A 25,049-nucleotide genomic window follows, 5' to 3' on the forward strand; every position below is an offset into this window, starting at 1 on the left:
AAAATCGTCAGGCCGAGGCCCAGATGGGCAGGCCGGTCAGGTCGAGACTGTCGTCGCGGCTCCAGACGGGCAGGCCGCTGGCGTCGGTTTCGTCGAGCAGTTCGAGCTGTTCTTGCTTGAGGGAGGATTTGCGCTGGCGAGGCGTGCTCGCGCGCTTGACTTCAATCGTGGACACTACCAGCGGGAGCGCTGCCTCAAGACCCGGCAGGTCAAACGTCGCGTTATCTTTTTTGTCTCTCATGTCGACCTCTTGCCACCACGCGCGTTGACCGCTACGCCTGGTGCCGGAACGGCTTAAGGCAGCCATTCCCATTCTTAAAAACAAAAGCCCGGCTGCGGGAGTCGGGCTTTGTAGTGGTATTTGGTTGCGGGGACAGGATTTGAACCTGTGACCTTCGGGTTATGAGCCCGACGAGCTGCCAGACTGCTCCACCCCGCACTGCGAATTGTACAGACTATTGGGGGATGAAGCAATGAACAATCTTCGACTGGCGTTTTTAAGCGGCCGCGAGGCGCCATAACGACGTTACCTCAGCCGCGCGCGCCGCGTGCAGCGGGTCGGCGGCATCGCTGGCGCGCGGGTGGGTCGGGCGCACGTCGATGCGGTCGACGACCTTCAGGCCCGCCGCTTCGATCCAGTCCAGCAGCTGTTCGCGCGGGCGCAGGCCGAGGTGCTCGGCCAGGTCCGACAGGATCAGCCAACCCTCGCCGCCCGGTTCCAGGTGCGCGGCCAGGCCGCTGAGGAAGCCGCGCAGCATGCGGCTTTCCGGATCGTAGATCGCGTATTCGATCGACGAGCTCGGGCGCCCCGGCAGCCATGGCGGGTTACACACCACCAGCGGCGCGCGGCCTTCCGGGAACAGGTCGGCCTGCACCACCTGCACCTTTCCTTGCAAATCGAGGCGCTGGATGTTCTCGCGTGCGCAGCTGAGCGCGCGCTGGTCGATGTCGGTGGCGATCACTTGTTTGATGCCGCGCTGCGCCAGCACCGCCGCCAGCACGCCGGTGCCCGCGCCGATGTCGAAGGCGAGCCTTGCGCCCGCAGCCAGCGGGGCGTCGTTCACCAGCTGGACATACTCGCCGCGGATCGGCGAGAACACGCCGTAGTGCGGGTGGATACGGGCATCCAGCGCCGGAATCTCGACGCCGTTCTTGCGCCATTCGTGCGCGCCGATCACGCCCAGCAGCTCGCGCAGCGAAGCGACGAACGGCTGGTCGCCGCGGCCGTAGGCCTCGTTGCACGCCAGTTTGACTTCCGGCGCGCGGCGCAGCGGGATCGTGTAGTCGGCGTCGAAGGGGATCAGCAGCATCGCCAGCGTGCGCGCGCGCTGCGACTGGGCCTGGCGGTGCAGGTGGAAAGCTTGCGCCAGTGTCGGCGCGGCCTTCGGCTCCTTGACGCGCTTCGGTTTGCCGCCTTTTTGGTCGGCGCGGCGCGCGAGCGCCTGCAGCAGCTGGCGCGCGTTCTGGAAGTCGCCGCGCCACAACAGCGCAGTGCCTTCGCAGGCGAGGCGGTAAGCCAAGTCCGCCGGCGTCTTGTCGTCGGCGATAACGACCTTTTTTGGCGCAGGCATGCCGCTTTCGGAACGCCACGATGCCGAGCGCTCCTGGTCGGCCTCAGTCCAGTGGATATGCGCGGGGATATGTGGGTGCATGAAGGGCAATCGAATGTTAGTGGTGATGCGACCAGTTGTCATCGCTGGACTGGAGGTAGGAGGCGACCGCGTCCGGGTTGCCGGTTGCGTGACGCTTCAGTTCGCCGCAGGCGCACAGGCCCTGGTACGGCTGGATGTGTGAGCACGCGGAAACTTTTTGCAGGAAAACTTTAACCGGTTTGGTGCATTTGTCGCACTTGAAGGTCAGCACGCGGGCAGGCTTGGACATGATATGGCTTTAAGAGGGACAGGTTCGGGAAAGGGCGCATTTTATCACCGGGCAGTCAACGGACCTGGCGCCGCCGCGTTTACTGGACAGGTCCCAGGTGGCCGTGTGAGGAGCAGGCAAGGTATGGACAAGCTAAAGCAACCCAGCAAGGAAAGCGTCAGGGAGTGGCTGCGCGCCGAAGCCAGGCGCCGCCGTCCGCCTCCCGATCCTTCCCAGATTCGCCGTGAACTCGGTTGGGAGCTTGCGCGGATCGTGCCGCCCTCAAAACGCTGACCGGCTTATTGCACGGTCACGCTGCTGGTGCCGCCGCCGGACGGCTCGACCAGGATCCTGGTCGAGATCCGTTCCGTCATCTCCTGCACGTGCGAGATCACGCCGACCTTGCGTCCGGTCGAGTGCAGGCCGTCGAGCGCGTCCATCGCGACGCGCAGCGTATCGCTGTCAAGGCTGCCGAAGCCCTCGTCGATGAACAGCGACTCCACGCGCACACGGTTCGACGACAGCGATGCGAGGCCCAGCGCCAGCGCCAGCGACACCAGGAACGATTCGCCGCCCGACAGCGAGTTGACCGAGCGGATTTCGCCGCCCATGTCCTGGTCGCGCACCAGCAGGCCGAGCGAGGGCCCGCTGCTGGTCAGCACACGCTCAAGCCGGTAGCGCCGCGCCAGCTGCGACAGGTGGCTGTTGGCGTAACCAAGCAGCACGTCGAGCGTGAACTGCTGTGCGTAGTTGCGGAATTTCTTGCCATCGGCCGAACCAATCAGCTCGTTCATCTGGCCCCAGCGCCGTTCGACGGCCTGCTGCGCTTCGATGTCGGCCATGACCGACTTTGCGCTCTCGCGCCGCACGTTATCCTGCGCGACTTGCAGCCGCAATGCGGTGGCGGCGTCGTGCGCGGCTCTGCGTTCGCCTTCCAGCTTCGTCAAGGCCTCCGCCAGCGCTGCTGCCGGTTGGGCGGCATCGGCAAGCGGGCTTTGCTGGTGCAGGTCGCGTCGCGTGCGGCGCTCGGCCAGCACAGTCGCGGCGTTTGCAGTCGCGCTGTCGAGGGAGGCGAGGGCGCCGCGCTCCTGCGCGATCCATGATGATTCCAGCGCGAGCAGTTTGCCCAGCGCGACGCCATCGACCGGATCGAGACCGGGATGCTGCTCGCCGAAACCTGCGAGCCAGGCGTTGAGCCTTGCGTCTGCGGCTGCAGCCCCGATCTGGATGGCGGCAAGCCGCTCCTTGTTGTGCGCAAGCGATTCGCGTGCGCGCGTTTCGGCATGCGCGGCGTGCTCGCGTGCCGCCTGCTGGCCCGCGAGTTGGGCACGCGCGGTGTCGATGGCCAGCACCAGTTGCGCCTCGATGTCGCGCACCGGCCGGTCATCCCACAGCGCCATGCGTTCGCGCCGCTTGCCAGCCAGTTCAAGGTCGAGGCGTTCGAATGCCGCCTGTGCGGCAGCGGAAAGCTGGGTGCAATGTTCGCAGCGCTTTTGTAATGCGTCGTGCTCGACGTCCTGCGTCGCGAGCGATGCTGCCAGTGTTGCATGTCGCGCCGACTGCGTGTGCCATTGCGCTGCTTCGTTGGCGCGTTGAGTGCGGAAGCCAGTCGGGTCCTCTAGCCAGGCGGCGCGCCACTGCCCGGTGATTGCGTGATCCAGTTCCTCCAGCACGGCAGCCAGGCCGGTGGCGACATGGGCGTGGCGTTCGGTGAGCGACGCCTGGTCGGCGCTTGCTTGCGCCGAAAGCGTGCGCGCAGCCCCAGCGGCTTCCTGCAGGCGGTCGCGTTCCATTGCCCCAAGATCGCACGCAGATTGCGCCTTGTCGCGCGCCTCGGCGGCGGCGCGTTCCGCTTGTTCCAGCGCGTCGAGCTCGCGGAACCCGGCGCGCGTTAGCTCCATCTGCGTCGCAAACCATTCGCTGCGCTGATCTTCCTCGGCGGCCAGCGGGCTCGCTGCCCAAGCGGCTTCGGCTTTTTCAAGCGCCGATTCCAGCGCCTGCTGCTCACGGCGGACAAGCACTATCTGCTGCTCGCTAGCGGCGATGATGGCGCGTTGCGCGCTTTGGACGGACAGGTTCTCCGCCGCTACCGTGCGGCAGCGGACCACTTCAGCGTCCAGGCTTGCCAGCATCGCACGAAGGCTGGCATCCTGGTTCTGGTAAGGGTGGTCGGCGCTGCCGCAAACCGGGCACGGCTTGCCATCTTCAAGTGTCGTGCGCAAGTCCTCGACGCTGCCTGCGCACGCAAGCTGCGCGGCGTGGTGCGAGCGTTCCGCCTGGACGCGAGCGGCGTCGATGGCGCTCGCGTCGGCCGTCGCTTTTGCGAGCAGCAGTTGCGCCGCTGACGTGGCTTGTGCGATCTCGCTTGCGCGCGTTGCGGCTTGCTGCAGCCGGATGCGGGTTGCGTCGAATTCGGTCCACGCTTTTTCGCCCGCCGCAAGGTTGTCTCGCCGCTGCTCGAGCGCCTGGCGTTCAGTGCGCAATCCCTTCGCGTTGAAAGCGTTGAGTGCGATGATCGCCTGCTGCCGTGCCGTTTCGAGTGCCTGCAGCCGGGTGCCCGATTCGGTTAACGCCGCTGCTGCTGTTTGTTCCCCGGCGCGGGCGACGGCAAGCGCCTTCGCAGCCTGCGCCAGCTCGCCCGCAAGGATTCGTTCGCGCTGCCCATCCTGTCCGGCCTGGACAAACAGCTTCTCCCAACGTGGCCACTGCACCGCCAGCGGTTCAAGATGGCGGTGGCCGTGCAGCCATGCACCAGTCTCCTGATGTGCGCTGCGGTTCGCCGCCAGCTTTTCCGCAGCTTGGGTGGATGACGTATTTGCGGCATTCAGCTCGTTCGCAGCTGCCGAGCGGGCGTTTGCGGCGCTTGCATGCGATGGCGTCAGCGCCGCAATTGTGGCGTCGAGGGCCTTGGCCGCGTCCAGCTGAGTGGACGCCGCGCGCTGGGCTTGTTCTGCCGACTGCACGCGGCCGCTCATCTCGGCCAGGGCTTGTGCCGCCTGTTCCTGCGCGCCGACCGCCGCAGCCAGCGCTTCGTCGCAAGCCACGATGGACGCCTGAACGTTGGCGTTCTCGGTAGCCAGGCGCGCGCGCTCTGCTAACAATGGACGCGCTGGCTCGACCGCATCGATGGTGGCCAGATAGCGTTTGCGCTCGCTTGCGGCATCCACAGCGGCGCGGCTTCCGGCAAGCGAGGCCTCTGCCTGCCCAAGCTGTTCTGCGAGCTTGTCGGATTCCTGCTGCCAGCGAAGCTGCTGTTCCAGCACTGCTTTGCGCGCGTCTGCCTGGGACAAGACCTCATCAGCCTTTGATGCCTGCGTATCCAGTTCGGCGCGCGCTTCGGCCGGCAGCGGCGTCTGGTCAGCAAGTCGCGACGCAAGCCGCTGCGATGCTGCCTGCTCTGCCTTGAAGCGCTCGTAGGCGCGCTTCGAGATAGTGCTGTAGATCGCGCTGCCGGTCAGCGTTTCCAGCAGTTCGCCGCGTTCGTTTTCCTCGGTTTTCAGGAACGCTGAAAACTCGTTCTGGGCAAGCAGCACCGCGCGCGTGAACTGTTCGAACGACAGGCCGATCCGCTGCGATATTTCGGACAGGACTTCAGTGTTGGTTTTGCCGAGCGGCGCCAGTTCGGGCAGCTGGTGCAGCGTCATCGACGACTTCTGCAGCGGCCCGGACACCTTGTTGCGCGAGCGCTTGACGCTCCAGCGCGCCCGATAGCGCAGCGAGTCGTTGCCGACGAAGTCGACTTCGGCCCACGCGTCGGTCGCGCCGCGCCGCAGCAGGGTGCGCGGATCGTGCACCGAGACGGTGTCGTCGCCGACGTCGGGCAGCAGGCTGGCGCTCTTGCGCTTCAACAGGCGCGGCGTGGCGTCGTACAGGGCAAGGCACATGGCGTCGAGCAGCGTACTCTTGCCGGCGCCGGTCGGTCCGCTGATCGCAAACAGACCGGATGATGCGAGCGGCTCCTGCTCGAAGTCCACGCAAAATTCGCCTGCAAGCGAGGCCAGGTTGCGGCCGCCGATCTTCAGTATCCTCATGGCTTGCCTGGTTCAGAGGGGACGGCCAGCATCAGTTCCGCGAACGCGCTCAAGTGCTCAGGGTGCGCCTCCTCGCCGTACTGCTGCAGGTACAGGCGGCGGAAGATGTCATCTGGCTGAAGCTCGGCCAGCTGTTCCAGCGACAGGGCGGCGGTCTCCGCGTTCGACGGGTCGCGCTTGCGGGTCGGTTCGATTTTCGCAAGGCGCACCGGCTTGCCGGCCAGCGCCGCTTCGATGCGGCCGCGCAGACCGGGTTCGGGGGCGTCGAGCAGAACTCGCACCTCGAGGAAGGGCTGGAGCTCGTGCGGCAGGTCGGCCAGGTCGAGCGCTTCCAGCGCCGCCAGCGCTTGTTCCAGCGGCGCAGGCTGCGGCGGCACGCGCAGCAGCTCGACGGAGCGCGGCACCATCAGCGGCGTGACGTCGACCGCTTTGCCGCCGGCCAGGTCGACCCGCACTACCTGGTGCTTGTAGCCGGTTTCGGCGAACGACAGCGGCAGCGGGCTGCCGCAATAACGCAGGTGTTCTTTTTGCCCGACCCGCTGGGCAAGGTGAAGGTGGCCGAGCGCCGCGTAGGCGATCGCCGGGTCGAAGATCCCCGCCGGCAGCGCGTCGGTGCCGCCGATGACGATGCGGCGCTCGGAGTCGTTTGACGGTTCGCCGTTGACCATGTGGCAGTGCCCCATCGCGACAATGGCCTGGCCGTCCGCGCATTTGCCGCGCGCCAGCGCGAACGCCTGTTCGTACAGAAGGCCGATGCCCTTCAGGTAAGGGTCGGCGCCTTCGTCCGGCGCCTCGATGCGCGGCACGTCGCCGGGCCGCAGGAACGGCACGGCGAGGCACCACGCGGCGATGGCGCCGTCCTTGCCGCGCAGCGGCACCAGCAGCCGTTCGAGATCGATGACGCCTTCGGCGTTGCGAATAATATTCCCGATAACGCTGGTGCCGTGCGCTTCCAGCAGCGGCGCGGGCGCTTCCAGCCTGCCCGGCGAATCGTGGTTGCCCGCGATGACGACGATGTCCAGCTGCGGCGCGCGCTCGCGCGCTTCGCGCAGGAAGCGATAAAGCTGTTTCTGGGCGCTGGCGGACGGATTGGCGGTGTCGAAGATGTCCCCGGCGATCAAGAGGGCGTCGGCCTGCTCCGCCACGATGGTATCGAGCAGCCAGTCGAGGAAGCGCTGGTGCTCGTAGGTGCGTTCGTAATTGTGGAGGGCCTGGCCAAGATGCCAGTCGGAGGTGTGCAACAGCCGCATCGTTTACGCTTGGGGGTGGAAATCAAGCGCTTACTATAGCGCACCCGGCCGCCCGGACGCCACGACGCGGGTCAGAGGGCGGCGCGGAAGGTGTTGCGGCCGGCCTGCTTGGCCTGGTACAGCAGCATGTCGGCCTGTTTCAGCAGTTCCTCGGGCTCGAGCAGGCCGCCCTGGAAGAAGGCCAGCCCGATGCTGGTCGACACCGATACGCTGACGTCGCCCAGTTTGAACGGCGTCCGCATCGCAGTCACGATCTTGGCGGCGATCGCCGCCGCATCCTCGTTGCGCGCCAGGTTCTCCATGACGATGGTGAATTCGTCGCCGCCGAGGCGCGCCACGGTGTCGGTCGCCCGCACCGTGTGCGTAAGGCGGCCCGAAAACGCCTTGAGCAGGGCGTCGCCGGTGTTATGGCCGTAGGTGTCGTTGACCGGCTTGAAGTGGTCGATGTCCATGTACATCACGGCCATCAGCGCGCCTTTGGCGGTGCTGTTCTGCATCGCCGCGTCGAGTTTCTGGAAGAAGCCGGCGCGGTTGGTCAGGCCGGTCAGCGCGTCGATCTGCGACAGCATGATCAGCTGCTTCTTCTCGCGCTTGTGCGAGGTAATGTCCTGCCTCATCACGTGGAAGCCGACGATGTTTTGGCCGTCGTCGCCGGTCTGCGGAATGTAGGTGATCTGGTAGGCGACGTCGCGTCCGCCGCTTTCGTCGACTTCTTCGAACACCACCGTTTCTCCGGCCAGCGCGCGCTTGATAAAGGGTTCCAGCGTGCGGTAGCGGGGTTCGCCGATGGTCGAGCGCACGGTCGTCCCAAGCACGGACGGGCCGCCCAGGAAGTCGCGCAGGAACGAGGCATTGTGGAAGCGGTACACCTCGTTGGCGTCGATGTAGGCGATCATGGCCGGCAGGGCGTCCGCGATGGTGCGCACGCGCGCTTCGCTTTCGCGCAGGGCGGCCAGCGCCTCGCGCAGGTTCTTGTCCTGCTCGCGGCGGCGCGTCACGTCCTCGGCGATGCACAGGATGTATTCGAGGTGGCCATCGGCGTCGAACAGCGGCACCGACATCGTGTGCAGGTAGCGCACGCTGCCATCCGGGCGGCTGACCGGCTTTTCGGGCAGGTCGACCACCATCGGCGTGTCGAGCATCGCCAGGTCTTCCTCCGGCGTCGTCAACCCGAAGCCGGGCGGGAAGGCCTCGGCGTCGCGCTTGCCGATCACCTGGTCGGGACGGTAGCCGGTGACCGTTTCCGCTGCCTGGTTCCAGATCAGGAACTGGCCGAAGTTTTTGGGCCGCGCGCTCTTGACGTAGATAAGCAGCGGCAGGTTGTTGATCAGCGACTGCAGGAAGTTGCGGCTGCCGCGGATCTCGATTTCTTCCTGCTTGCGCAAGGTGATGTCGCGCGAGGTAACGGCGACACCGCCTTCGATCGGCACTACCTGGTGGTGGATCCAGATTGGCGCTTGCCCCTCGATCCGGATTTCGAATTCCTCGGAGTGGGTCTGGCCCGTTTCGAGCACCTTGACGTAATGCCCGAACAAGCCGGTCTGGGCGAAGCGCGGCAGCAGGGCGAACGCCTTTTGGCCGATCAGCTGCGTGCGCGCGAGTTTCAGGATCGCAGCGCCGATTTCATTGATGTCGGCGATGATGAAGTCCAGAATTTTGTCATCGGCGCCGCGCACCGCGGTGAGCAGCATGAAGGCATCGAGGCTGCCGTGGACGGCGCCGCGCAGCATGGCCTGGGCTTCCTTCGCCGCGCGGATGCTGGCGCGCAGGCGCGCGCTTTGCCGCATCAGCACTGCGGTGACGGCTGCAATCAGCGCGCCGCCGGCGAGGGCGAAGGCAAGGTAGACCAGGCGCTGGCGTTCGAAACTGGCCAGCGCCACATCGCGCGGGATGCCCACAACGGCGACCAGCGCATCGCGACCCAGTTCGCTGGCGGCGTAGATGCGCGGGACTTCATCGAGCGTCTCGTCGGGCATGACTTCCGCCAGCCGGCGCCCGCGCGGTCCGACCGGGTTGAATTCGAGGGTGTCGCTGGTAAACAACGATTCGCCCAGCCGGCCTGCCGACAGGCTGGCCGAGCGGCTTAGCAGCACGACCGCGGAGCGTTCGTCGATGTCGAGGCGGTCGTAGTCGTCGATGAACAGCGACGGTTCGATGACCATGACGACGACGCCGGCGAAGCTGCCGTCGCCGGCCGACAGGCGCCGTGCGACCTGGATCTGCCACGCCGAGCCGTGCGGGCTGGCGCGTGCAGCCGTGACGATGTCGATGTCGCGCGCGCTGCGGGCGAGGGCCGGGAAATAGGGCGCGGCGGCGGCGCTGGTCGGCATCGGGCCATTCAGGCTGTCGGCCAGCTTGCCGCTGGCGTCGTACACCGCCATCGGGATCGCGAGGCGAACCGGGAGTACGCTGTCGAGCAGGCCGCCGGGCGTGGCGAACCGGGCCAGCGGATAAGCGCCATCGGTTTCTTCGTACTTCAGCTTGAAGACGTGGGTCGCATGGCCGGCCTGGCGCAGGATATTGCCGACGTAATCGGACAAAGCGCGCGCCTGCGACTGGCTTTGCCCGACCGCCTTGCTGTGCGCAACCTGGCGCTCAAGATCGACCTGGTAAAGCATTGCACCCCACATCGCCGCCAGCAACAGCACGGCGAAGACAGGAAGAAGGCTGGCGCTCAGCCTTGACGCGGCCCAGCGGCGAAACAGTCTGAATGAGGTGCTCAAGTTTCCCCTTAGACGATTAAACTTCCGACCTGTTGACCTGATCGTCTGCGTTTATTACATTTTGCCTTCAAATTTTACGATTTTATTGAGCGAGCAGAAAAATAATACTCCCCATTAAGGAAAAAAATGCTTTTAGTATCTAGAATGAAATGATGAGCGAATTTAACCTGACCCTGGCGGCGGCGCGCGCGCTGCACCTTGCCGCCCAGGGCATGCTGCAGCCGCGCCGCCGCAAGGCTGCCGAGCCTGACGTCATCGCGGCCATCCGCCAGATGGGGATGCTGCAAATCGATACGATCAGCGTGGTGGCGCGCAGTCCCTACCTCGTATTGTGGAGCCGCCTGGGCGACTACGACCCGGCCTGGCTCGAGCAGCACCTGGCCGAGGGGCGGCTGTTCGAGTACTGGGCGCACGAGGCGTGCTTCGTGCCGATCGAGGACTACGGCCTGTACCGGCACCGCATGATCGATCCCGCCGCGATGGGCTGGAAGTACTCCGAAACATGGATGCGCGAGCGCGCCGGCGAGGTGGAGCAGGTGCTGTCGCACATCCGCAAGCACGGGCCGACCCGCTCGTCCGACTTCGAACGCACCGACGGCAAGGCCGGCGGCTGGTGGGCGTGGAAGCCTGAAAAGCGCTCGCTGGAGGTGTTGTTCACGTCCGGCGCGCTGATGATCGCGCGGCGCCACAACTTCCAGCGCGTCTACGACCTCGCCGAGCGCGTGCATCCGGCGTGGGACGACAGCCAGATGCCCACGATGGCCGAGACCCGGCGCCAGTTCGCGCTGCGCGCCGTCAAGGCCATCGGCGTCTGCAAGGCCGCATGGATCCCCGACTACCACCGCACCCGCCGCCCGCACGTCGATCCCGATGCGCTGGTGGATGAGGGCCTGCTGCTGCGGGCGCGCGTGGCCGGCTGGGACGAACCGGTCTACATCCACCCGGACCACCGCGAACTGGCCGAACGCGCCGCCGCCGGCCTGCTGGCGCCGACGGTGACGGCCTTGCTGTCGCCGTTCGACCCGATCGTCTGGGACCGCAGGCGCGCACTCGAACTGTTCAACTTCGATTACCGGCTCGAATGCTACACGCCGGCCGACAAGCGCCGCTATGGCTACTTTACGCTGCCGATCCTGCGCCGCGGCGTGCTGGCCGGGCGGATCGACGCCAAGGCGCACCGGCGCGAAGGCGTGTTCGAGCTGAAGTCGGTGGTGCTGGAACCCGGCGTGCGCGTCAGCGAGCGGTTTACGACGGATATCGCGGCCGCCGTGATGCGCTGCGCGCGCTGGCATGCGTGCCCGGAGGTCCGGATCAGCCACGCCGTCCCCGCGGCGTTCGGCTCCGCGCTGAACGCTAGTCCAGCGTTTCGCGATAGCGCCGGATAGCGACTGCGCCGGCGACAAGCATGAACAAGGCAATCGGCCACAGGAAGGACAGGATGTCGCCAAGCGTATTGCCCTTCAGGAGGATGCCGCGCACCGCGCGCAGGAAATGCGTCAGCGGCAGCAGTTCGCCGATGGCTTGCGCCCAGCGCGGCATGCCGCGGAACGGGAACATGAAGCCGGACAGCAGCATCGACGGCAGGAAGAAAAAGAAGGTCAGCTGCATCGCTTGCAGCTGGTTGCGCGCCAGCGTGGAAAAGGTGAAGCCCACGGCCAGGTTGGCGGCGATGAACAGCACCAGCGCGCACGACAGCAGCACCAGGCTGCCGACCATCGGCACATCGAACAGCAGGCGGGCCGTCACAAGGATCACCAGCACCTGCACATAGCCGATCAATATATACGGCGCGATTTTTCCGATCATGACTTCGAGCGGACGCGCCGGCGTCGCAAGCAGGTTCTCCATCGTGCCGCGCTCGTATTCGCGGGTGACCGCGAGCGCCGTCATCATCACCATGGTCATCGTCAGGATCACGCCGATCAGGCCCGGCACGATGTTGAAGCGCGCCAGCCCGTCCGGGTTGTAGCGGCGCTGCACGCGCAGTTCGAAGGCCGGCTCGCCCTGGGCGAGGCTGGACAGGGGACCGGTCAGCGCGCGCGCCAGCACCTGCCGGGTGACGCCGCTGACGGCTGCCAGCGCGTTGCCGGCCGCCGAAGGATCGGTCGCGTCGGCGGCCAGCAAGACGACCGGGCGCTCGCCGCGCAGCAGGCGGCGGCTGAAGTCGGGCGGGATCACCAGCAGGAACTGCACCTGGCCGGTATCAAGCAGGCGCGTGCCCTCGGCCTCGCTGGCTGGCGCATGAGTGATCTCGAAGTAGCGCGAGTTGCGCAGGCCCGCCACCAGGCCGCGCGAGAATTCGCTGTGGTCGGCCGCCACCACGGCCAGCGGCAGGTGCTTTGGATCGGTGTTGATCGCGTAGCCGAACAGGATCAGCTGCATCACCGGCACGCCGACCATCATCGCGAAGGTCAGGCGGTCGCGCCGGACCTGGCGGAACTCCTTGACCAGGATGGCGACCATGCGCGCCCACGACAGCCCGATGGATGCCATGTCAGCCGCCCCCGCCGCTGTCCTGCATCAGCGCGATGAACACGTCCTCGAGGCCAGGCTCGGAGGGCTCGGCGCGCAGGCCTTGCGTCTCCATCAGCGGCTGCGCGCGCGCGAAAGCATCGTCCAGCGCCTGCCGCGATCCGGCGCTGACATGAAGCGTGGCGCCGAACCACGCGACGCTGCGCAAAGCGCGATCGCGCCGCAGTTCGTGCCCCAGCATCGCCAGGCCCGTGGCCGGACCGCTTACCGCGCTGCTCGCCAGCGCCGCATGCGCGATCAGGTCCGCCCCGCTGCCGCGCGCCAGCAGGCGGCCCTCGGAAATGTAGGCCAGCGCGTGGCAGCGCGCCGCTTCGTCCATGTAGTGGGTCGACACCAGCACCGTCAGTCCTTCGGCAGCCAGTTCGTGCAGGCGGTCCCAGAACTGACGGCGCGCGTTCGGGTCGACGCCGGCGGTCGGCTCGTCGAGCAGCAGGAGCTGCGGTTCGTGCAGCAGGCACGCGGCCAGCGCCAGGCGCTGCTTCCAGCCGCCGGACAAGGCGCCGGCCAGCTGGCGCCGCCGCTCGCCAAGTCCCATCTGCCCAAGCGTCGCATCGACCCGCTCGCGGCGCTTCGGTACCTGGTAGATGCGCGCGATGAAGTCGAGGTTTTCTTCGACCGACAGGTCTTCGTACAGCCCGAACTTCTGTGTCATGTAGCCGACCTGGCGCTTGATCTCGCGCGCCTGCGTGCGCAGGTCGTAACCGAGGCAGCTTCCTTCGCCTTCATCGGGCGTGAGCAGGCCGCACAACATGCGAATGGTGGTGGTCTTGCCGCTGCCGTTCGGACCGAGGAAGCCATAGATCACGCCGCGCGGCACCTGCATGTCGACATGGTCGACCACGGTGTGCCCGCCATAACGCTTGGTCAGGCCGCGCACGTCGATCAGGGTGGCGGGCGCCGTCATCTGGGCGCCAGCCGGATTTCCAGCGGTTGTCCGGGATGCAGCTTCGGCGCCGCTTCCGGCGCGGGCGTCGCTTCCACCATGAATACCAGCGCCGCGCGGTTCTCCCGGCTGTAGATCAGCGGCGCGGTGTACTCCGCCTCGCGCGCGATGTGGCTGATCGTGGCCGCCACCGGCTGGCCGCAGCCATCGCAGGCCAGCGTGACCTTGTCTCCGAGCGCAAGCGCGCCGAGCGCGGCCTGCGGCACGAAGAAGCGCGCGCGCAGGAACTCTGGCGCGAGCAGGCTGGCCACCGCTGCGCCGGGCGGCGCCAGTTCGCCTTCGCGGTACAGGACGTCGGCCACGCGCGCGCGAACCGGCGCACTGACCGCCTTGCGGGCCAGCTGCCATTCGGCCTGCGCCAGCTGGGCCTGTGCCGCTTCGACGTCGTGGCGCGCAACCGCCAATTCGTCGGCGCGCGCGCCGAGCCGCGCCACCTGCAGCTGCGAAACCAGTTCCGCCACGCGCGCGCGGTCGCGCCGGACGGCGGCGCGCAACTGATCGAGGCGGGCAGGCGCGACGAACTTCGCTTCCAGCAGCCGAGCCTCGCGCGCGAGTTCGGCTTGCGACAGCGACAGCGCGGCCTCCGCCTGCGCCAGTTGCTGGCGCGCGACCGCCAGTTCTTCCGGGCGGCGGCCTTTTTCGAGGTCAGCCAGCGTCGAGCGCGCACGCTGGACCCGCGCCGCGGCTTCCTGGCGCGCGGCGCGTTCCGAGTCCTGCTCCAGCACGAAGACCGGGTCGCCCGGCTCGAGCTCGCTGCCGCGCTGGACGAACAGCTTCGCAACGGTGCCGCCCACCGGGCTGGCCAGGCGTACGTAGTCCGCTTCCACGTAGCCAGGGAAATATCCGGGCGCTTTCTCGCCGCAACCGTGCAGGCCGGCGAGCAAACAAATGCTGGAGAGAAAGGTCTTCATCGCGCGCGGTGAAACAGGCAAGCATGGAATGCTGACGGTATCACAACAACGACTTGCCACCCTGCTCAAATTGCGGCGCCGTCAATGCCCCCGGGCTTGCGCAAGATCAAACCGGGGATGTCGGGGTTCTTTACACTTGTTCTTCGGGCTGACGAAAACACTTCCCAAACAACAATCGTCCAGCCTTTCCAAAACATACTTCACCCAGCCAGGTCCGCCAGGCGCGCTGTCGCGTCGCCGGGTTCCTTGCTGGCGTAAGATTCTAAGGAGAGCGAATGTTAACGGCAACGTATACCCTTGTAGCCCTGTCAGTCGAGCAAGCCAGCGTTCGTGTCAGCCTGCAGACACTTCAAAAGTTGCTCCCAATCAAATGCTTAAAGCACTACGCCTTGTCGGCCGGCCAGGTCAGCTTTGCCTGCGACGCGCTGCAGCGCCTGTTCCACAATTGTCACTGGCGCAAAATCGACATTTTCCTGATCCCCGCGATCCGCCGCGCCACCGCGCAGGCGAACAGCCTGCTTGACGAACTCGACGCGCTCAGCGATGTCGCCGGCCAGGCCATCGCCGATGTCGTCGCCCGCGTCAACGCGGGTCCGATCGACGGCGAGGGGGCGGTACGCCAGTTCTGCAAGGCCATCGACACCTTCTGCGACGCCATGCTGACCCGGCTCGAACGCGAGGAGCATGAGCTGTTTTCGCTCGCGCGGACGATGATTTCCGGCGAGGACTGGTTCGCCGTCGCCAACCAGATGCTCGCGCATGACGCCTATCGTCAGGAAAGCCGCCCGGCGCGCGACTTGGCCGGGCCGGCAGCGGTGCCGGCCGACATGATGGACGATGTTCCGGCAGGTGCAGTGTGGGCCGCCCAGCGGCGCCAGGCCGCCTGGGCGGTTGGCTGAAGCTGCTGTTGCGCCGTCAGCGTAAAACCGCCGCCAGTCCCGCGCCCCCGGGCTGTTGTTCTTGCTATGATGGTGGTTTTTGAATGATTGATGCGACGTCATGTTCGAATTTCTTTTCAAGCGGTCCGGCGACAAGGCGGGCGCGGCCCCGGCCGAACAGGCTGAGCAGAAGGGCGGCCGGCCTGACCCGTCATCATCCGCGCAGCACGCTTCTCAGCGCGCCTTGCAAGCCGAAAGCATCGCGGCGCTCGCCGGCGACGAGCTTGCCGCAGCGGATTTCATCCTGAGCAGCGAGTTCGCCGAACTGCGCCTTGCCGCGGCGGAATTTGTCCATTCGCGCGAACAGCTCGACCGGGTCCATGCGGCGATCCGCAACACCGACCGCCGTGTCGCAAAACTGATGCAGTCGCGCCTCGACGCGATCCGCCACCACCACGCCGAGCTTGAACGCGCACGCGCCTGCATCGCGCAAGCAAATGGGCTCGCCGCCGACGAAAAACTCAGCCCCAACCAGGTCGCCGAGCTGGACCGCCGCTGGTCGGTCATCGCCGCCCCTGAAGTGGCGGCGGAATTCGACAAAGTGCGCGCCCGGCTCGGCCAGCGGCTCGAAACCCAGGTCGCGCTTCAGCGCGCGATGATCGACCGCCTGAACGCGCTGCGCCGGCTGGGCGCCTCGGGCCTGCCCGCAGCAGAACTGGGCGAACAAATAAATCAACTGGCACAGGTCCAGGCCGAAGCGCTGGCCGCTGCGGAACATGCTTCGCTGCCGCGCAGCCTGGTCAACGAGTTCGAGATCGAGCAGGTCCGCGTCAAGGCCTCGCTCGGCGCGATCGAAAAGGGCCAGTCCGTGCTGGCCGCGCGCGCGGCAGCGCTGGCGGAATGGGAGGCCGCTCCGCGCGACTCGCTCTATGCGGAGCGCGTGCGCCGCGTCTGGCAGCAGTTCGCGACGATTCCAGCCGACGCGCCGCCATCGCTCCAGGAACGCTTTGACGCGATCCTGGCCGCATTGCCGCAACCGGTGCCGACGGTGAAGGAACTGCGCGCGCCGTCAAAGCTGGCAGGCGCCAGTGACGAATTCCTCGCCACGCTGGCCGCGCTGGAAGCGGCGCTGGAGCATGGCTCGCTGGCCGCGGCGGCCGATTGCGACAAGGCGCTCAAGGACAGCAAGGGTATTCGCCTGGCGCCGGCGCAGGCCGAACGGCTGGCGCACGCGCGCTCCGAATTCAAGCGCCTGTCCGACTGGGCGCGCTGGGGCGGCAATGTCTCGCGCGAAGAACTGATCAAGGCGGTCGAACAGATGCCTGCGCAAAACCACGCGATGGGCGAGCTGGCCAAGAAGGTCGGCAGCATGCGCGAACGCTGGAAGGCGCTCGATGCGCTGTCGGGCGCCGCGCCGAAAACCTTGTGGGAGCGATTCGACAGCGCGTGCACCGTGGCGTACGCCCCGGCCGCGGCGCACTTCAAGCAACTGGCGGGCGAACGCCGCGCCAACGCGGACAAGGCCCAGGCGCTGGTCGCCGAAGCGGTGTCCGAGGCTGCGCGGCTGGACGACGCCAACAGTGCCGACTGGAAGCATATGGCCGGCAGCGTGCAGCGCCTGCGCCTCGCTTGGAGCCACCTCGGCGCGATCGACCGCAAAGAAAAGAAGCGGCTCGACCAGGAATTCGCCGATGCGCTCAACGTGCTCCAGGGACCGCTGGAAGAACGCCGCAAGACCGAGGCGGCGGGCCGCGACGAGCTGATCGAACAGGCCAGGGCGATCAACCCGCATGACCGCCACGCGTTCGACGCGCTGCGCGCGTTGCAGGAACGCTGGCAGGAACACGCCAAGGCACTGCCCCTCGAACGCAAGACCGAACAGGCCTTGTGGCAGCGCTTCCGCGCCGCCTGCGACGCGGTGTTCGCCAGCCGCAAGGAAAGCGCACACGCTGCCGACGCCGAGCGGCGTTCGCACCAGGACGCCAAGGAAGCCATCAGCGCGCGCCTGGAGGCGGCAGCCGAAGGCATCCAGCCGGGAGCAGCGGGCAAGCTGCTGCGCGAAGCGGCGGCCGAATGGCATGCCGCCGGCCCGGTGCCGCGGGCGAACGAGGCCAGGGTCGAAAAGCGTTATCACGCGGCGGTGGCGTCGGTACAGCACCACGCCGATATCGCAAAGCGCAACGCCGGCCTGGCGCAGGCCAACGCGCTGCGCGAGAAGCTGCGCCTGTGCCAGGCCCTTGAGTCCATGCTCGCGCAGGGCAAAGAAATCGAGCCCGGCGAGTGGACCACGCGCTGGGATGGCATGGATCCTCTCGGCGGCGACTATGAAACGGCGCTGGAAGCGCGCTTCAGCGCGGCGCTGCAAGCCGGGGCTTCGGGCGGCCGCGCAACCTATGTCGCGGTGCTCGAAAAAAATCGCGATCAACTGCTGCACGAGATCCTGGGCCTGGAAATCGCCACCGGCGTCGACAGCGGTCCTGAGTTCGCGCGCGAACGCCTGAAGCTCCAGGTCGAGGTGCTGCAAACCTCGCTCAAGTCGGGGCAGAAGCCGCTGACGCAATCGGCGCAGTTCCTCCAGCTATGCGCGATGCCCGCGCTGGCCGATGAGCGCACCTCATCGCGCATCGGACACCTGTTCGCGCGCATCTTCGGCAAGGACCCACAATGAAGCAGGTAAGCGTCCAGCCGGACGATTTCGACGTCAGCACCGAACTGGCGGCCCTTCGCGCAGAGGACCCGCGCATCGGCGCGGTGGTCAGCTTTGTGGGCACCGTGCGCGACATGAACGACGGCGCCAGCGTCCGCGAGATGGAGCTGGAACACTATCCCGGCATGACCGAACAGGCGCTCGCAAGCATCGTCGAACAGGCCAAAGCGCGCTGGCCATTGTTCGGCGCGCGGGTGATCCACCGGGTCGGCCCCCTCAAGCCGCTCGAGCAGATCGTGCTGGTCGCCTGCGCATCGGCCCACCGCGGCGAGGCGTTCGACGCCTGCGAATTCATCATCGACTACCTGAAAACGGAAGCCCCGTTCTGGAAGAAGGAACAGACGCCGGAAGGCGCGCGCTGGGTTGACGCGCGCGAGTCCGACGACAGCGCCCGCGCGAAATGGGGCAGCGTTTGAGCTGGCTTGCGGTGGGACTGGGCGCCGCGTTGGGCGCCTGGCTGCGCTGGGGCCTGTCGCTGTGGCTGGCGAGCGCGCATGGCAAGCTGCCGATCGCTACCCTTGCGGCCAACCTGGGCGGCGGCTACCTGATCGGGGTATTGATGGGCTTCTTTGCCGCGTCGCCGCAGCTGTCGCCGGAGTGGCGGCTGTTTGCGATCACCGGCTTCCTGGGCGGCCTGACCACGTTTTCGACGTTCTCGGGCGAGGCCATGATGCTGCTCCAGCGCGGCGATTATGGCTGGGCTGCCGCCCATTCGATGCTGCACCTGGCCGGCTCGATCGGCTGCTGTATCGCCGGGTTCGCAACCTGGCGCATGCTGTCTAATTAAATACACCAACTGGAGACAGCGTGGCGGATATGGACAAGGCAGTGGCGACGCAGCTCGCCAACATCGAAAAGCGCAGCGGCAAGACGCTGGCCGAACTGGGCGAGATCCTGCGCGCCAGCGGCCTGGCGAGGCACGGCGAGTTGCGCGACTACCTCAAGCGCGAACTCGGCATGGGGCACGGCGACGCCAACACCACCGTCCACCATGTGCTGGGCTCCGACGGCGCGGCTGAGTCGGCGGGCAAGGATGGCGACGCGGTGCTGGACGCCATCTATACCGGTCCCAGGGCTGCGCTGCGGCCCATCCACGACACACTGATGGCCGCCATCGGGCAGTTCGGCGAGTTCGACATCGCGCCCAAGAAAGGCTACCTGAGCCTGCGCCGCAAGAAACAGTTTGCCATGCTGGGGCCGGCCACCAACACCCGCTTCGAGCTCGGCCTGAACATGAAAGGCGTGCCTGGCACCGACCGGCTGCTGGAGCAGGCCCCGGGCGGCATGTGCAACTACAAGGTCCGCCTGACCGACGCCGCCGAGGTCGACGCCGAGGTGCTCGCCTGGGCCAGGCAGGCGTACGACAGCGCCGGCTGAGCAGCACGCGCGCGCCCAACATTGCGCCGTGTTGCGGCAATTTCATTCATGATGTTTCCCGGTGATGCCATCTTGAAAAGGCATCCCCCGGCCCAACCTTGCTTTCAAGTTAAATCCTCGCGGGAGCATCATCATGCGGCAAGACAAACTGACGACCAAGCTCCAGGAAGCGCTCGCTGACGCGCAGAGCCTGGCGGTCGGAACCGATAATCCATATATTGAACCGGTACACCTGCTGACGGCCCTGCTCAACCAGGACGACGGCGGCGCGCGTTCGCTGCTGCAGCGCGCGGGCGTCAATGTCGGCGGGCTGGCGAATGCGCTCAAGGGGGCGCTCGAGCGTTTGCCGAAGGTGAGCGGCACCGGCGGCGAAGTGCAGGTCGGACGCGAATTTGTCTCGATGCTGAACCTGGCCGACAAGGAAGCGCAGAAGCGCGGCGACCAGTTCGTGTCCAGCGAAATGGTGCTGCTGGCGCTGACCGAAGACAAGTCCGACGCCGGCAAGCTGGCGCGCGAGAACGGCCTGACCCGCAAGTCGCTGGAGACCGCCATTACCGCCGTGCGCGGCGGCGAGGGCGTGCAGTCGCAGGACGCCGAGGGCCAGCGCGAGGCGCTCAAGAAGTACACGCTCGACCTGACCGAGCGCGCCCGCATGGGCAAGCTAGATCCGGTAATCGGCCGCGACGACGAGATCCGCCGCGCGATCCAGGTCCTGCAGCGGCGCACCAAGAACAACCCGGTGCTGATCGGCGAACCTGGCGTCGGCAAGACCGCCATCGTCGAAGGGCTGGCCCAGCGCATCATCAACGGCGAGGTTCCCGATTCGCTGAAGGGCAAGCGCGTGCTGTCGCTCGACATGGCCGCGCTGCTGGCGGGTGCGAAGTACCGCGGCGAGTTCGAGGAACGCCTCAAGACCGTGCTGAAGGAACTGGCGCAGGACGAGGGCCAGACGATCGTCTTCATCGACGAGATGCACACGATGGTCGGCGCCGGCAAGGCCGAGGGCGCGATGGACGCCGGTAACATGCTCAAGCCAGCGCTGGCGCGCGGCGAACTGCATTGCGTCGGCGCCACCACGCTCGACGAGTACCGCAAATACATCGAGAAGGACGCCGCGCTGGAGCGCCGCTTCCAGAAGATCATCGTCGACGAACCGACGGTGGAGGCGACCATCGCCATCCTGCGCGGGCTGCAGGACAAATATGAGCTGCACCACAAGGTGGAGATCACCGACGCGGCCATCATCGCCGCGGCCGAGCTGTCGCACCGCTACATCACCGACCGCTTCCTGCCCGACAAGGCGATCGACCTGATCGACGAAGCGGCGTCCAAGATCAAGATCGAGATCGACTCCAAGCCGGAAGTGATGGACAAGCTTGAGCGCCGCCTGATCCAGCTGAAGATCGAGAAGGAAGCCGTCAAGAAGGAAAAGGACGAGGCGTCGCGGCGCCGGCTGGAGCTGATCGACGAAGAGATCGCGCGCCTGGAACGTGAGTACAACGACTTCGAGGAAGTGCTCAAGTCGGAAAAGGCGATGGTGCAGGGGACCACCCACATCAAGGAAGAAATCGAGCAGGTGCGCCACCAGATGGAAGAGGCGCGGCGCCAGAGCGATTACGGCCGCATGTCGGAGCTCCAGTACGGCCGCCTGCCGCAGCTGGAGGCCGAGCTGAAACAGGCCGAGATGTCGGCGGCCCGCGAAGAGCAGGGGAATAAGCCTAAACTGCTGCGCACGCAGGTCGGCGCCGAGGAAATCGCCGAAGTCGTGTCGCGCGCGACCGGCATTCCTGTGTCGCGCATGATGCAGGGCGAGCGCGACAAGCTGCTGCACATCGAAGAGAAGCTGCACGAGCGCGTGGTTGGACAGGACGAGGCGATTGTCGCCGTGGCCGATGCGATCCGCCGTTCGCGCGCCGGCCTGGCGGACCCGAACCGCCCGTACGGTTCCTTCATGTTCCTCGGCCCGACGGGCGTGGGCAAGACGGAGCTGTGCAAGGCGCTGGCGAACTTCCTGTTCGACACCGAGGAGTCGATGGTCCGCATCGACATGAGCGAATTCATGGAGAAGCATTCGGTGGCCCGCCTGATCGGCGCGCCGCCGGGATACGTGGGTTACGACGAAGGCGGCTACCTGACCGAAGCGGTGCGGCGCAAGCCATACAGCGTGATCTTGCTCGACGAGGTCGAGAAGGCGCACCATGACGTGTTCAACGTGCTGCTGCAGGTGCTGGACGACGGCCGCATGACGGACGGGCAGGGGCGCACGGTCGACTTCAAGAATACGGTGATCGTGATGACGTCGAACCTTGGCTCGCACAAGATCCAGGCGATGGATAGCGACGACCCGGGCGTGGTCAAGCTGGCGGTGATGGCCGAGGTGCGCTCGCACTTCCGTCCGGAGTTCATCAACCGTATCGACGAAATCGTGGTGTTCCATGCGCTCGACGAGAGAAATATCGGCGCGATTGCGAAGATCCAGCTCAAGCACCTGGAAGGCCGCCTCGCGAAGATGGAGATGGCGCTCGATATCGACGACGAGGCGCTGCAGAAGATCGCGGAGGCCGGGTACGATCCTGTGTACGGCGCGCGCCCGCTCAAGCGGGCGATCCAGCAGCAGATCGAGAACCCGCTGTCGAAGGCGATCCTGTCAGGGAAATTCGGACCGAAGGACACGATCCGCGTGCGCGTCGATCACGGCAACCTGGTGTTCGACGAACCGTCCGCGGCGGCGGTGGAAACAGCTTAAGCGCGTGTGGCAGAACGGGCCGCGCCCTGGCGAAATCCGCGGCGCGGTTTTTTTATGCGCGCCTGGATTCGGACATTTCGCCCCGCATCCGTGCAACGATAATGCCGCCCACCGACGCAACCCATAACTGCTGCATGTCCATCCCGCTGCGCTCTGTTCAAAGGACGATTATAAGTCCGGCATGGCCAGGCTTGCCGCGAAGGCCAGGATATGATCGGGAAATTGAAGAAACTCCTCGTGGCTCGCGGCAACATGAAGCGCGGAGTTCGGCAGCAGCCGGTGCAGTTCCTGCGCCGACTGAAGCGGGTGGGTGCTGTCGCCGGTCCACGCGAGAATCAATGTGGGCACCTGCGCGAGCGCGTGCAACGATGCGCGCGGCGGCAGGTCCGAGTTCGCCGCACCATGGAACAGGTCGGGGATGATGCGGCGGTCGAGGGCGCGCACGCCGATGGCGAGGCTCGCCGCAACTGCCGGGGATGCATCGAGCAGCCACTGGGGCAGGGCGCGCGCCAGGTCGCGACTCATCAGCTTCGCCATCGCCCGGCCGTCGGCGTCTACGCCGCGGCGGGCGATGCGTTGGTACATCTCGCGCTGGGCCGAGCGGTTTTCCCAAATCATCGGCGGCATCGCAAGGACCAGGCCCTTGATCCGTTCGGGCGCCTGCGCCGCGGCGTGAATGGCGCTGGCGCAGCCCATCGACATACCGCCGGCAATGAAGCGTGGCGAGTTCATGGCATCGGCGACGGCCAGCATATCGGCGCCGAGATGCCGCCAATGGTAGTTGTCCGTTCCGCGCGCCGCGCCGCTGTCGCCATGGCCGCGCGCATCGTAGCGGATCAGCCGGACTGAATCGGGCTTCTCGTCCCAGCCGAACCAGCCAAGCGCATCTTCCACCTCGATGCTTGACATCAACCCGTGCCCCCAAACAAACGGAGTGCCCTGGCCATCGCTTTGTATCCTCAGGCCAGCGTCGTTGATGGGCATGTCCTCGTCCCTCAAGGTAAGAAATGTTATGGTAAGCCGCACCGGCCAGCGTTGCGTGCCGGGGAGTATAAAACAATTTGATGTAGTTATTCCGGCGCCGGAACCGGGCGGTCGTCAGCAGCCCCGGGCGAACGCAGCTACACTACTGGCTGAACCTTCCCCTGAGCCTGCAAATGCAACCAGCTTCCCTGCGCGACGATGCGCGCGTCATCGGCCTCGTCGGCCTTGCCCACGGCGTTTCCCACTTCTATCACCTGATTCTTGCCAGCCTGTTTCCATGGCTGAAGCCGGCCTTCAACCTGAGCTACGCCGAGCTTGGCCTGTTGATGACCGTGTTCTTCGTGGTATCGGGCATCGGCCAGGCGCTGGCCGGATTCGTGGTGGACAAGGTCGGCGCGCGCCGTGTGCTGTTCGGCGGGATGGCGCTGCTGGGCATTGCCGCACTCGTGCTTGCCGGGGCCAATCACTACGCGATGCTGCTGGCGGGCTCGATGCTGGCCGGCCTGGGCAACTCGGTGTTTCACCCGTCCGACTACACCTTGCTCAACCAGCGCGTGTCGAAGGCCCGTATCGCGCATGCTTTCTCGGTGCACGGCATCAGCGGCAACCTGGGGTGGGCCGCGGCGCCCGTGTTCCTGGCGGGCGTGGCAACCTTCTCCAGCTGGCGTACGGCATTGCTGGCGGCGTCGGTCATTCCATTTGCTACGCTGCTGCTGCTTTTCCTGAGCCGCGAGGCACTGCGCTCCGATCCCGTTCCGCCGAAGTCCCACGCGCATGTCGCGGCCAGTTCGTTCGGATTCATGCGCCTGCCTGCCGTGTGGATGAGCTTTGGCTTTTTCTTCCTGACGGCTGTCGCGCTGGGCGGCATCCAGAGTTTCTCGTCGACCAGCCTGGTCGCCATCTACCAGGTGTCGCTGGCGTCGGCCATGACCGCCTATTCAGCGTACATGCTTGCCTCGGCCGGGGGAATGGTGCTGGGCGGTTTCCTGGCGGCGAAGGCGCACAACCATGACCGCACGATTGCATGCGCGTTCACGCTCGCGGCGGCGCTGGCGCTGGTGCTCGCTTCCGGCGTTGTGCCGGGGTGGTCGACAACATTGATGATGGGCCTGATCGGGCTGGCCGCAGGCGTCGCCGGGCCATCGCGCGACTTGCTGATCCGCGCCGCCGCGCCCGCCAATGCGACCGGGCGCGTGTTCGGTGTCGTGTATTCAGGCCTCGACAGCGGCCTGGCGGTCGGCCCGTTGCTGTTCGGCGCGCTGATGGACGGCGGGCATCCATCGTGGGTGTTCATCTGTATCGCCTTGTTCCAGCTGCTGGCCATTGGCACGGCCGTCGGCGTTGGCGGGCGCAGCCGCGCACCAGCGCTCCAAAACGCTTAAAATGGCTTAAATATTGATGTTTCGCCAATCTGCCATGATGGATTTTGCCACCGCCGACATCTGCGACGACCATCCCCAACTGCTGGAGGATGGCCGGCTCGCCGTGTTGCCGCCAGTATTCCGCCACTTCGGGCAACACATCAAGTTTGCCGGCCGCGTGAGCACCTTGAAAGTGTTTGAAGACAATGCGCTGGTGCGCGCGACCCTGGAGACGCCCGGCAACGGCAACGTGCTGGTCATCGACGGCGGCGGCAGCATGCGGCGCGCGCTGGTCGGCGGGCAGCTGGCGCTGCTTGCCCAGGATAACGGCTGGGCCGGAATCATCGTCGATGGCTGCGTGCGCGACGCCGACGAAATCGATGCCTGCGCCGTCGGCGTACGCGCCCTCGCAACCCATCCGCAGAAATCGTCGAAGCGCGGCGTCGGCGAGCGCAATATCCGGGTGATGATTTCCGGCGTGCCGGTAACGCCGGGCGACTGGATCTATGCCGACGCCGACGGCGTGCTGGTCGCGCAACAGAAGCTCGCCTAGTGCGATCCACGCTGCCCCGGACCGCCCGGTCGCTTATTGCCTAGTATCAACGTTAAATTCCAGCCCCGAGGCATCCTGTCCGGGCAGGTTTTTCATTGGGCGAGATTCGCATTCCACATCGCGAAACGCGGCACAAATCTCTCCGCTAAATCCCTTCCATTCTAAGAAACTACGTTTCGTATCCTGAAAACTA

General features: G+C 66.3%; 20 protein-coding genes and 1 tRNA gene. 10 read left to right on the forward strand and 11 right to left on the reverse strand.

The window, feature by feature from the left end; translation table 11 throughout:
- Window positions 1–7: 7 nt before the first annotated feature.
- The 4 genes from HHL21_RS01290 to HHL21_RS01305 all read right to left on the reverse strand — a co-directional run bounded on the left by HHL21_RS01290 (window position 8) and on the right by HHL21_RS01305 (window position 1,881).
- Window positions 8–241, reverse strand: a complete 234-nt coding sequence (locus tag HHL21_RS01290) for a hypothetical protein (RefSeq protein WP_169463455.1) — start codon at window positions 239–241, stop codon at window positions 8–10.
- A 121-nt stretch (window positions 242–362) separates the two neighbouring features.
- Window positions 363–439, reverse strand: a tRNA-Met gene (locus HHL21_RS01295).
- A 58-nt stretch (window positions 440–497) separates the two neighbouring features.
- A complete protein-coding gene (locus HHL21_RS01300) occupies window positions 498–1,652 on the reverse strand; it encodes a methyltransferase (RefSeq protein WP_169463456.1) in 1,155 nt (384 codons plus the stop codon).
- A 16-nt stretch (window positions 1,653–1,668) separates the two neighbouring features.
- Entirely contained in the window at window positions 1,669–1,881 is a 213-nt protein-coding gene (locus tag HHL21_RS01305; RefSeq protein ID WP_169463457.1) for a hypothetical protein, read from the reverse strand.
- Between the two features lie 123 nt (window positions 1,882–2,004).
- Here HHL21_RS01305 and HHL21_RS21340 point away from each other — a divergent pair, with 123 nt between their 5' ends.
- Window positions 2,005–2,154, forward strand: coding sequence for a hypothetical protein (locus HHL21_RS21340; protein ID WP_206085499.1), 150 nt, complete (start codon window positions 2,005–2,007; stop codon window positions 2,152–2,154).
- Between the two features lie 5 nt (window positions 2,155–2,159).
- On the opposite strand, the gene HHL21_RS01310 is transcribed toward HHL21_RS21340, so the two are convergent.
- The 3 genes from HHL21_RS01310 to HHL21_RS01320 all read right to left on the reverse strand — a co-directional run bounded on the left by HHL21_RS01310 (window position 2,160) and on the right by HHL21_RS01320 (window position 9,864).
- Window positions 2,160–5,891 carry an AAA family ATPase gene (locus tag HHL21_RS01310; RefSeq protein WP_169463458.1) on the reverse strand — a complete coding sequence of 1,244 codons (3,732 nt, stop codon included), beginning with the start codon at window positions 5,889–5,891 and terminating at the stop codon, window positions 2,160–2,162.
- A complete protein-coding gene (locus HHL21_RS01315; RefSeq protein ID WP_169463459.1) occupies window positions 5,888–7,141 on the reverse strand; it encodes an exonuclease SbcCD subunit D C-terminal domain-containing protein in 1,254 nt (417 codons plus the stop codon). Before HHL21_RS01315 ends, HHL21_RS01310 begins: the two co-directional genes overlap by 4 nt.
- A gap of 71 nt (window positions 7,142–7,212) precedes the next feature.
- Window positions 7,213–9,864, reverse strand: a complete 2,652-nt coding sequence (locus HHL21_RS01320; RefSeq protein ID WP_229495789.1) for a diguanylate cyclase domain-containing protein — start codon at window positions 9,862–9,864, stop codon at window positions 7,213–7,215.
- Between the two features lie 152 nt (window positions 9,865–10,016).
- On the opposite strand from HHL21_RS01320, the gene HHL21_RS01325 reads away from it, so the two are divergent.
- Window positions 10,017–11,249, forward strand: coding sequence for a winged helix-turn-helix domain-containing protein (locus HHL21_RS01325; RefSeq protein ID WP_169463460.1), 1,233 nt, complete (start codon window positions 10,017–10,019; stop codon window positions 11,247–11,249).
- Here the strand turns inward: HHL21_RS01325 and HHL21_RS01330 are convergent.
- From HHL21_RS01330 to HHL21_RS01340, 3 genes are read right to left on the reverse strand one after another with little or no spacing between them, the layout of a single operon-like run.
- Entirely contained in the window at window positions 11,218–12,357 is a 1,140-nt protein-coding gene (locus HHL21_RS01330; protein ID WP_169463461.1) for an ABC transporter permease, read from the reverse strand. The two genes, HHL21_RS01325 and HHL21_RS01330, sit on opposite strands and share 32 nt — an antisense overlap.
- Window position 12,358: 1 nt before the next feature.
- On the reverse strand, window positions 12,359–13,300 hold the full coding sequence (locus HHL21_RS01335; RefSeq protein ID WP_169463462.1) for an ABC transporter ATP-binding protein: 942 nt from the start codon (window positions 13,298–13,300) through the stop codon (window positions 12,359–12,361).
- A complete protein-coding gene (locus HHL21_RS01340) occupies window positions 13,297–14,250 on the reverse strand; it encodes an HlyD family secretion protein (RefSeq protein WP_169463463.1) in 954 nt (317 codons plus the stop codon). The genes HHL21_RS01335 and HHL21_RS01340 overlap by 4 nt, the downstream gene beginning before the upstream one ends.
- Window positions 14,251–14,639: 389 nt before the next feature.
- Here HHL21_RS01340 and HHL21_RS01345 point away from each other — a divergent pair, with 389 nt between their 5' ends.
- The 6 genes from HHL21_RS01345 (at window position 14,640) to clpB (ending at window position 21,958) form a co-directional block, all read left to right on the forward strand.
- The gene (locus HHL21_RS01345; RefSeq protein WP_169463464.1) at window positions 14,640–15,149 is read left to right on the forward strand and encodes a hemerythrin domain-containing protein; all 510 of its coding nucleotides are present in this window, start codon (window positions 14,640–14,642) and stop codon (window positions 15,147–15,149) included.
- 100 nt (window positions 15,150–15,249) lie between these two features.
- On the forward strand, window positions 15,250–17,796 hold the full coding sequence (locus tag HHL21_RS01350; protein ID WP_169463465.1) for a DUF349 domain-containing protein: 2,547 nt from the start codon (window positions 15,250–15,252) through the stop codon (window positions 17,794–17,796).
- Window positions 17,793–18,251 (forward strand): molybdopterin synthase catalytic subunit MoaE, encoded by a 459-nt coding sequence (moaE, locus tag HHL21_RS01355; RefSeq protein ID WP_169463466.1) that lies wholly within the window; start codon window positions 17,793–17,795, stop codon window positions 18,249–18,251. The genes HHL21_RS01350 and moaE overlap by 4 nt, the downstream gene beginning before the upstream one ends.
- Entirely contained in the window at window positions 18,248–18,622 is a 375-nt protein-coding gene (gene crcB, locus HHL21_RS01360) for a fluoride efflux transporter CrcB (protein WP_169463467.1), read from the forward strand. Before moaE ends, crcB begins: the two co-directional genes overlap by 4 nt.
- A 29-nt stretch (window positions 18,623–18,651) precedes the next feature.
- Entirely contained in the window at window positions 18,652–19,212 is a 561-nt protein-coding gene (locus HHL21_RS01365; RefSeq protein ID WP_169463890.1) for a DUF5655 domain-containing protein, read from the forward strand.
- 133 nt (window positions 19,213–19,345) lie between these two features.
- Complete coding sequence (clpB, locus tag HHL21_RS01370; protein WP_169463468.1) at window positions 19,346–21,958, forward strand: ATP-dependent chaperone ClpB; 2,613 nt, start codon at window positions 19,346–19,348, stop codon at window positions 21,956–21,958.
- A 168-nt stretch (window positions 21,959–22,126) separates the two neighbouring features.
- Here the strand turns inward: clpB and HHL21_RS01375 are convergent, their stop codons facing one another.
- Window positions 22,127–22,942, reverse strand: a complete 816-nt coding sequence (locus HHL21_RS01375) for an alpha/beta fold hydrolase (RefSeq protein ID WP_169463469.1) — start codon at window positions 22,940–22,942, stop codon at window positions 22,127–22,129.
- Between the two features lie 173 nt (window positions 22,943–23,115).
- Between HHL21_RS01375 and HHL21_RS01380 the strand changes: the two genes are divergently transcribed.
- Window positions 23,116–24,324: an MFS transporter gene (locus HHL21_RS01380; RefSeq protein ID WP_169463470.1), complete on the forward strand. Its 1,209-nt coding sequence runs from the start codon at window positions 23,116–23,118 to the stop codon at window positions 24,322–24,324.
- 37 nt (window positions 24,325–24,361) lie between these two features.
- Window positions 24,362–24,856 carry a ribonuclease E activity regulator RraA gene (rraA, locus tag HHL21_RS01385; RefSeq protein ID WP_169463891.1) on the forward strand — a complete coding sequence of 165 codons (495 nt, stop codon included), beginning with the start codon at window positions 24,362–24,364 and terminating at the stop codon, window positions 24,854–24,856.
- The last annotated feature ends 193 nt before the right edge of the window (window positions 24,857–25,049 follow it).

Origin of the sequence: Massilia polaris, from assembly GCF_012927275.1 — a bacterium.
Classification (GTDB): domain Bacteria; phylum Pseudomonadota; class Gammaproteobacteria; order Burkholderiales; family Burkholderiaceae_D; genus Telluria_A; species Telluria_A polaris.

Excerpts from the sequence above, each read along its gene's own strand:
- HHL21_RS01365 (WP_169463890.1), top strand. The coding sequence starts at position 18,652 with ATGGACAAGGCAGTGGCGACGCAGCTCGCCAACATCGAAAAGCGCAGC.
- HHL21_RS01350 (WP_169463465.1), top strand. The coding sequence starts at position 15,250 with ATGTTCGAATTTCTTTTCAAGCGGTCCGGCGACAAGGCGGGCGCGGCC.
- HHL21_RS21340 (WP_206085499.1), top strand. The coding sequence starts at position 2,005 with ATGGACAAGCTAAAGCAACCCAGCAAGGAAAGCGTCAGGGAGTGGCTG.
- HHL21_RS01340 (WP_169463463.1), bottom strand. The coding sequence starts at position 14,250 with ATGAAGACCTTTCTCTCCAGCATTTGTTTGCTCGCCGGCCTGCACGGT.
- HHL21_RS01290 (WP_169463455.1), bottom strand. The coding sequence starts at position 241 with ATGAGAGACAAAAAAGATAACGCGACGTTTGACCTGCCGGGTCTTGAG.
- HHL21_RS01315 (WP_169463459.1), bottom strand. The coding sequence starts at position 7,141 with ATGCGGCTGTTGCACACCTCCGACTGGCATCTTGGCCAGGCCCTCCAC.
- HHL21_RS01375 (WP_169463469.1), bottom strand. The coding sequence starts at position 22,942 with ATGCCCATCAACGACGCTGGCCTGAGGATACAAAGCGATGGCCAGGGC.
- HHL21_RS01380 (WP_169463470.1), top strand. The coding sequence starts at position 23,116 with ATGCAACCAGCTTCCCTGCGCGACGATGCGCGCGTCATCGGCCTCGTC.
- HHL21_RS01300 (WP_169463456.1), bottom strand. The coding sequence starts at position 1,652 with ATGCACCCACATATCCCCGCGCATATCCACTGGACTGAGGCCGACCAG.
- HHL21_RS01330 (WP_169463461.1), bottom strand. The coding sequence starts at position 12,357 with ATGGCATCCATCGGGCTGTCGTGGGCGCGCATGGTCGCCATCCTGGTC.
- HHL21_RS01335 (WP_169463462.1), bottom strand. The coding sequence starts at position 13,300 with ATGACGGCGCCCGCCACCCTGATCGACGTGCGCGGCCTGACCAAGCGT.
- clpB (WP_169463468.1), top strand. The coding sequence starts at position 19,346 with ATGCGGCAAGACAAACTGACGACCAAGCTCCAGGAAGCGCTCGCTGAC.
- HHL21_RS01325 (WP_169463460.1), top strand. The coding sequence starts at position 10,017 with ATGAGCGAATTTAACCTGACCCTGGCGGCGGCGCGCGCGCTGCACCTT.
- HHL21_RS01310 (WP_169463458.1), bottom strand. The coding sequence starts at position 5,891 with ATGAGGATACTGAAGATCGGCGGCCGCAACCTGGCCTCGCTTGCAGGC.
- rraA (WP_169463891.1), top strand. The coding sequence starts at position 24,362 with ATGGATTTTGCCACCGCCGACATCTGCGACGACCATCCCCAACTGCTG.
- moaE (WP_169463466.1), top strand. The coding sequence starts at position 17,793 with ATGAAGCAGGTAAGCGTCCAGCCGGACGATTTCGACGTCAGCACCGAA.
- HHL21_RS01305 (WP_169463457.1), bottom strand. The coding sequence starts at position 1,881 with ATGTCCAAGCCTGCCCGCGTGCTGACCTTCAAGTGCGACAAATGCACC.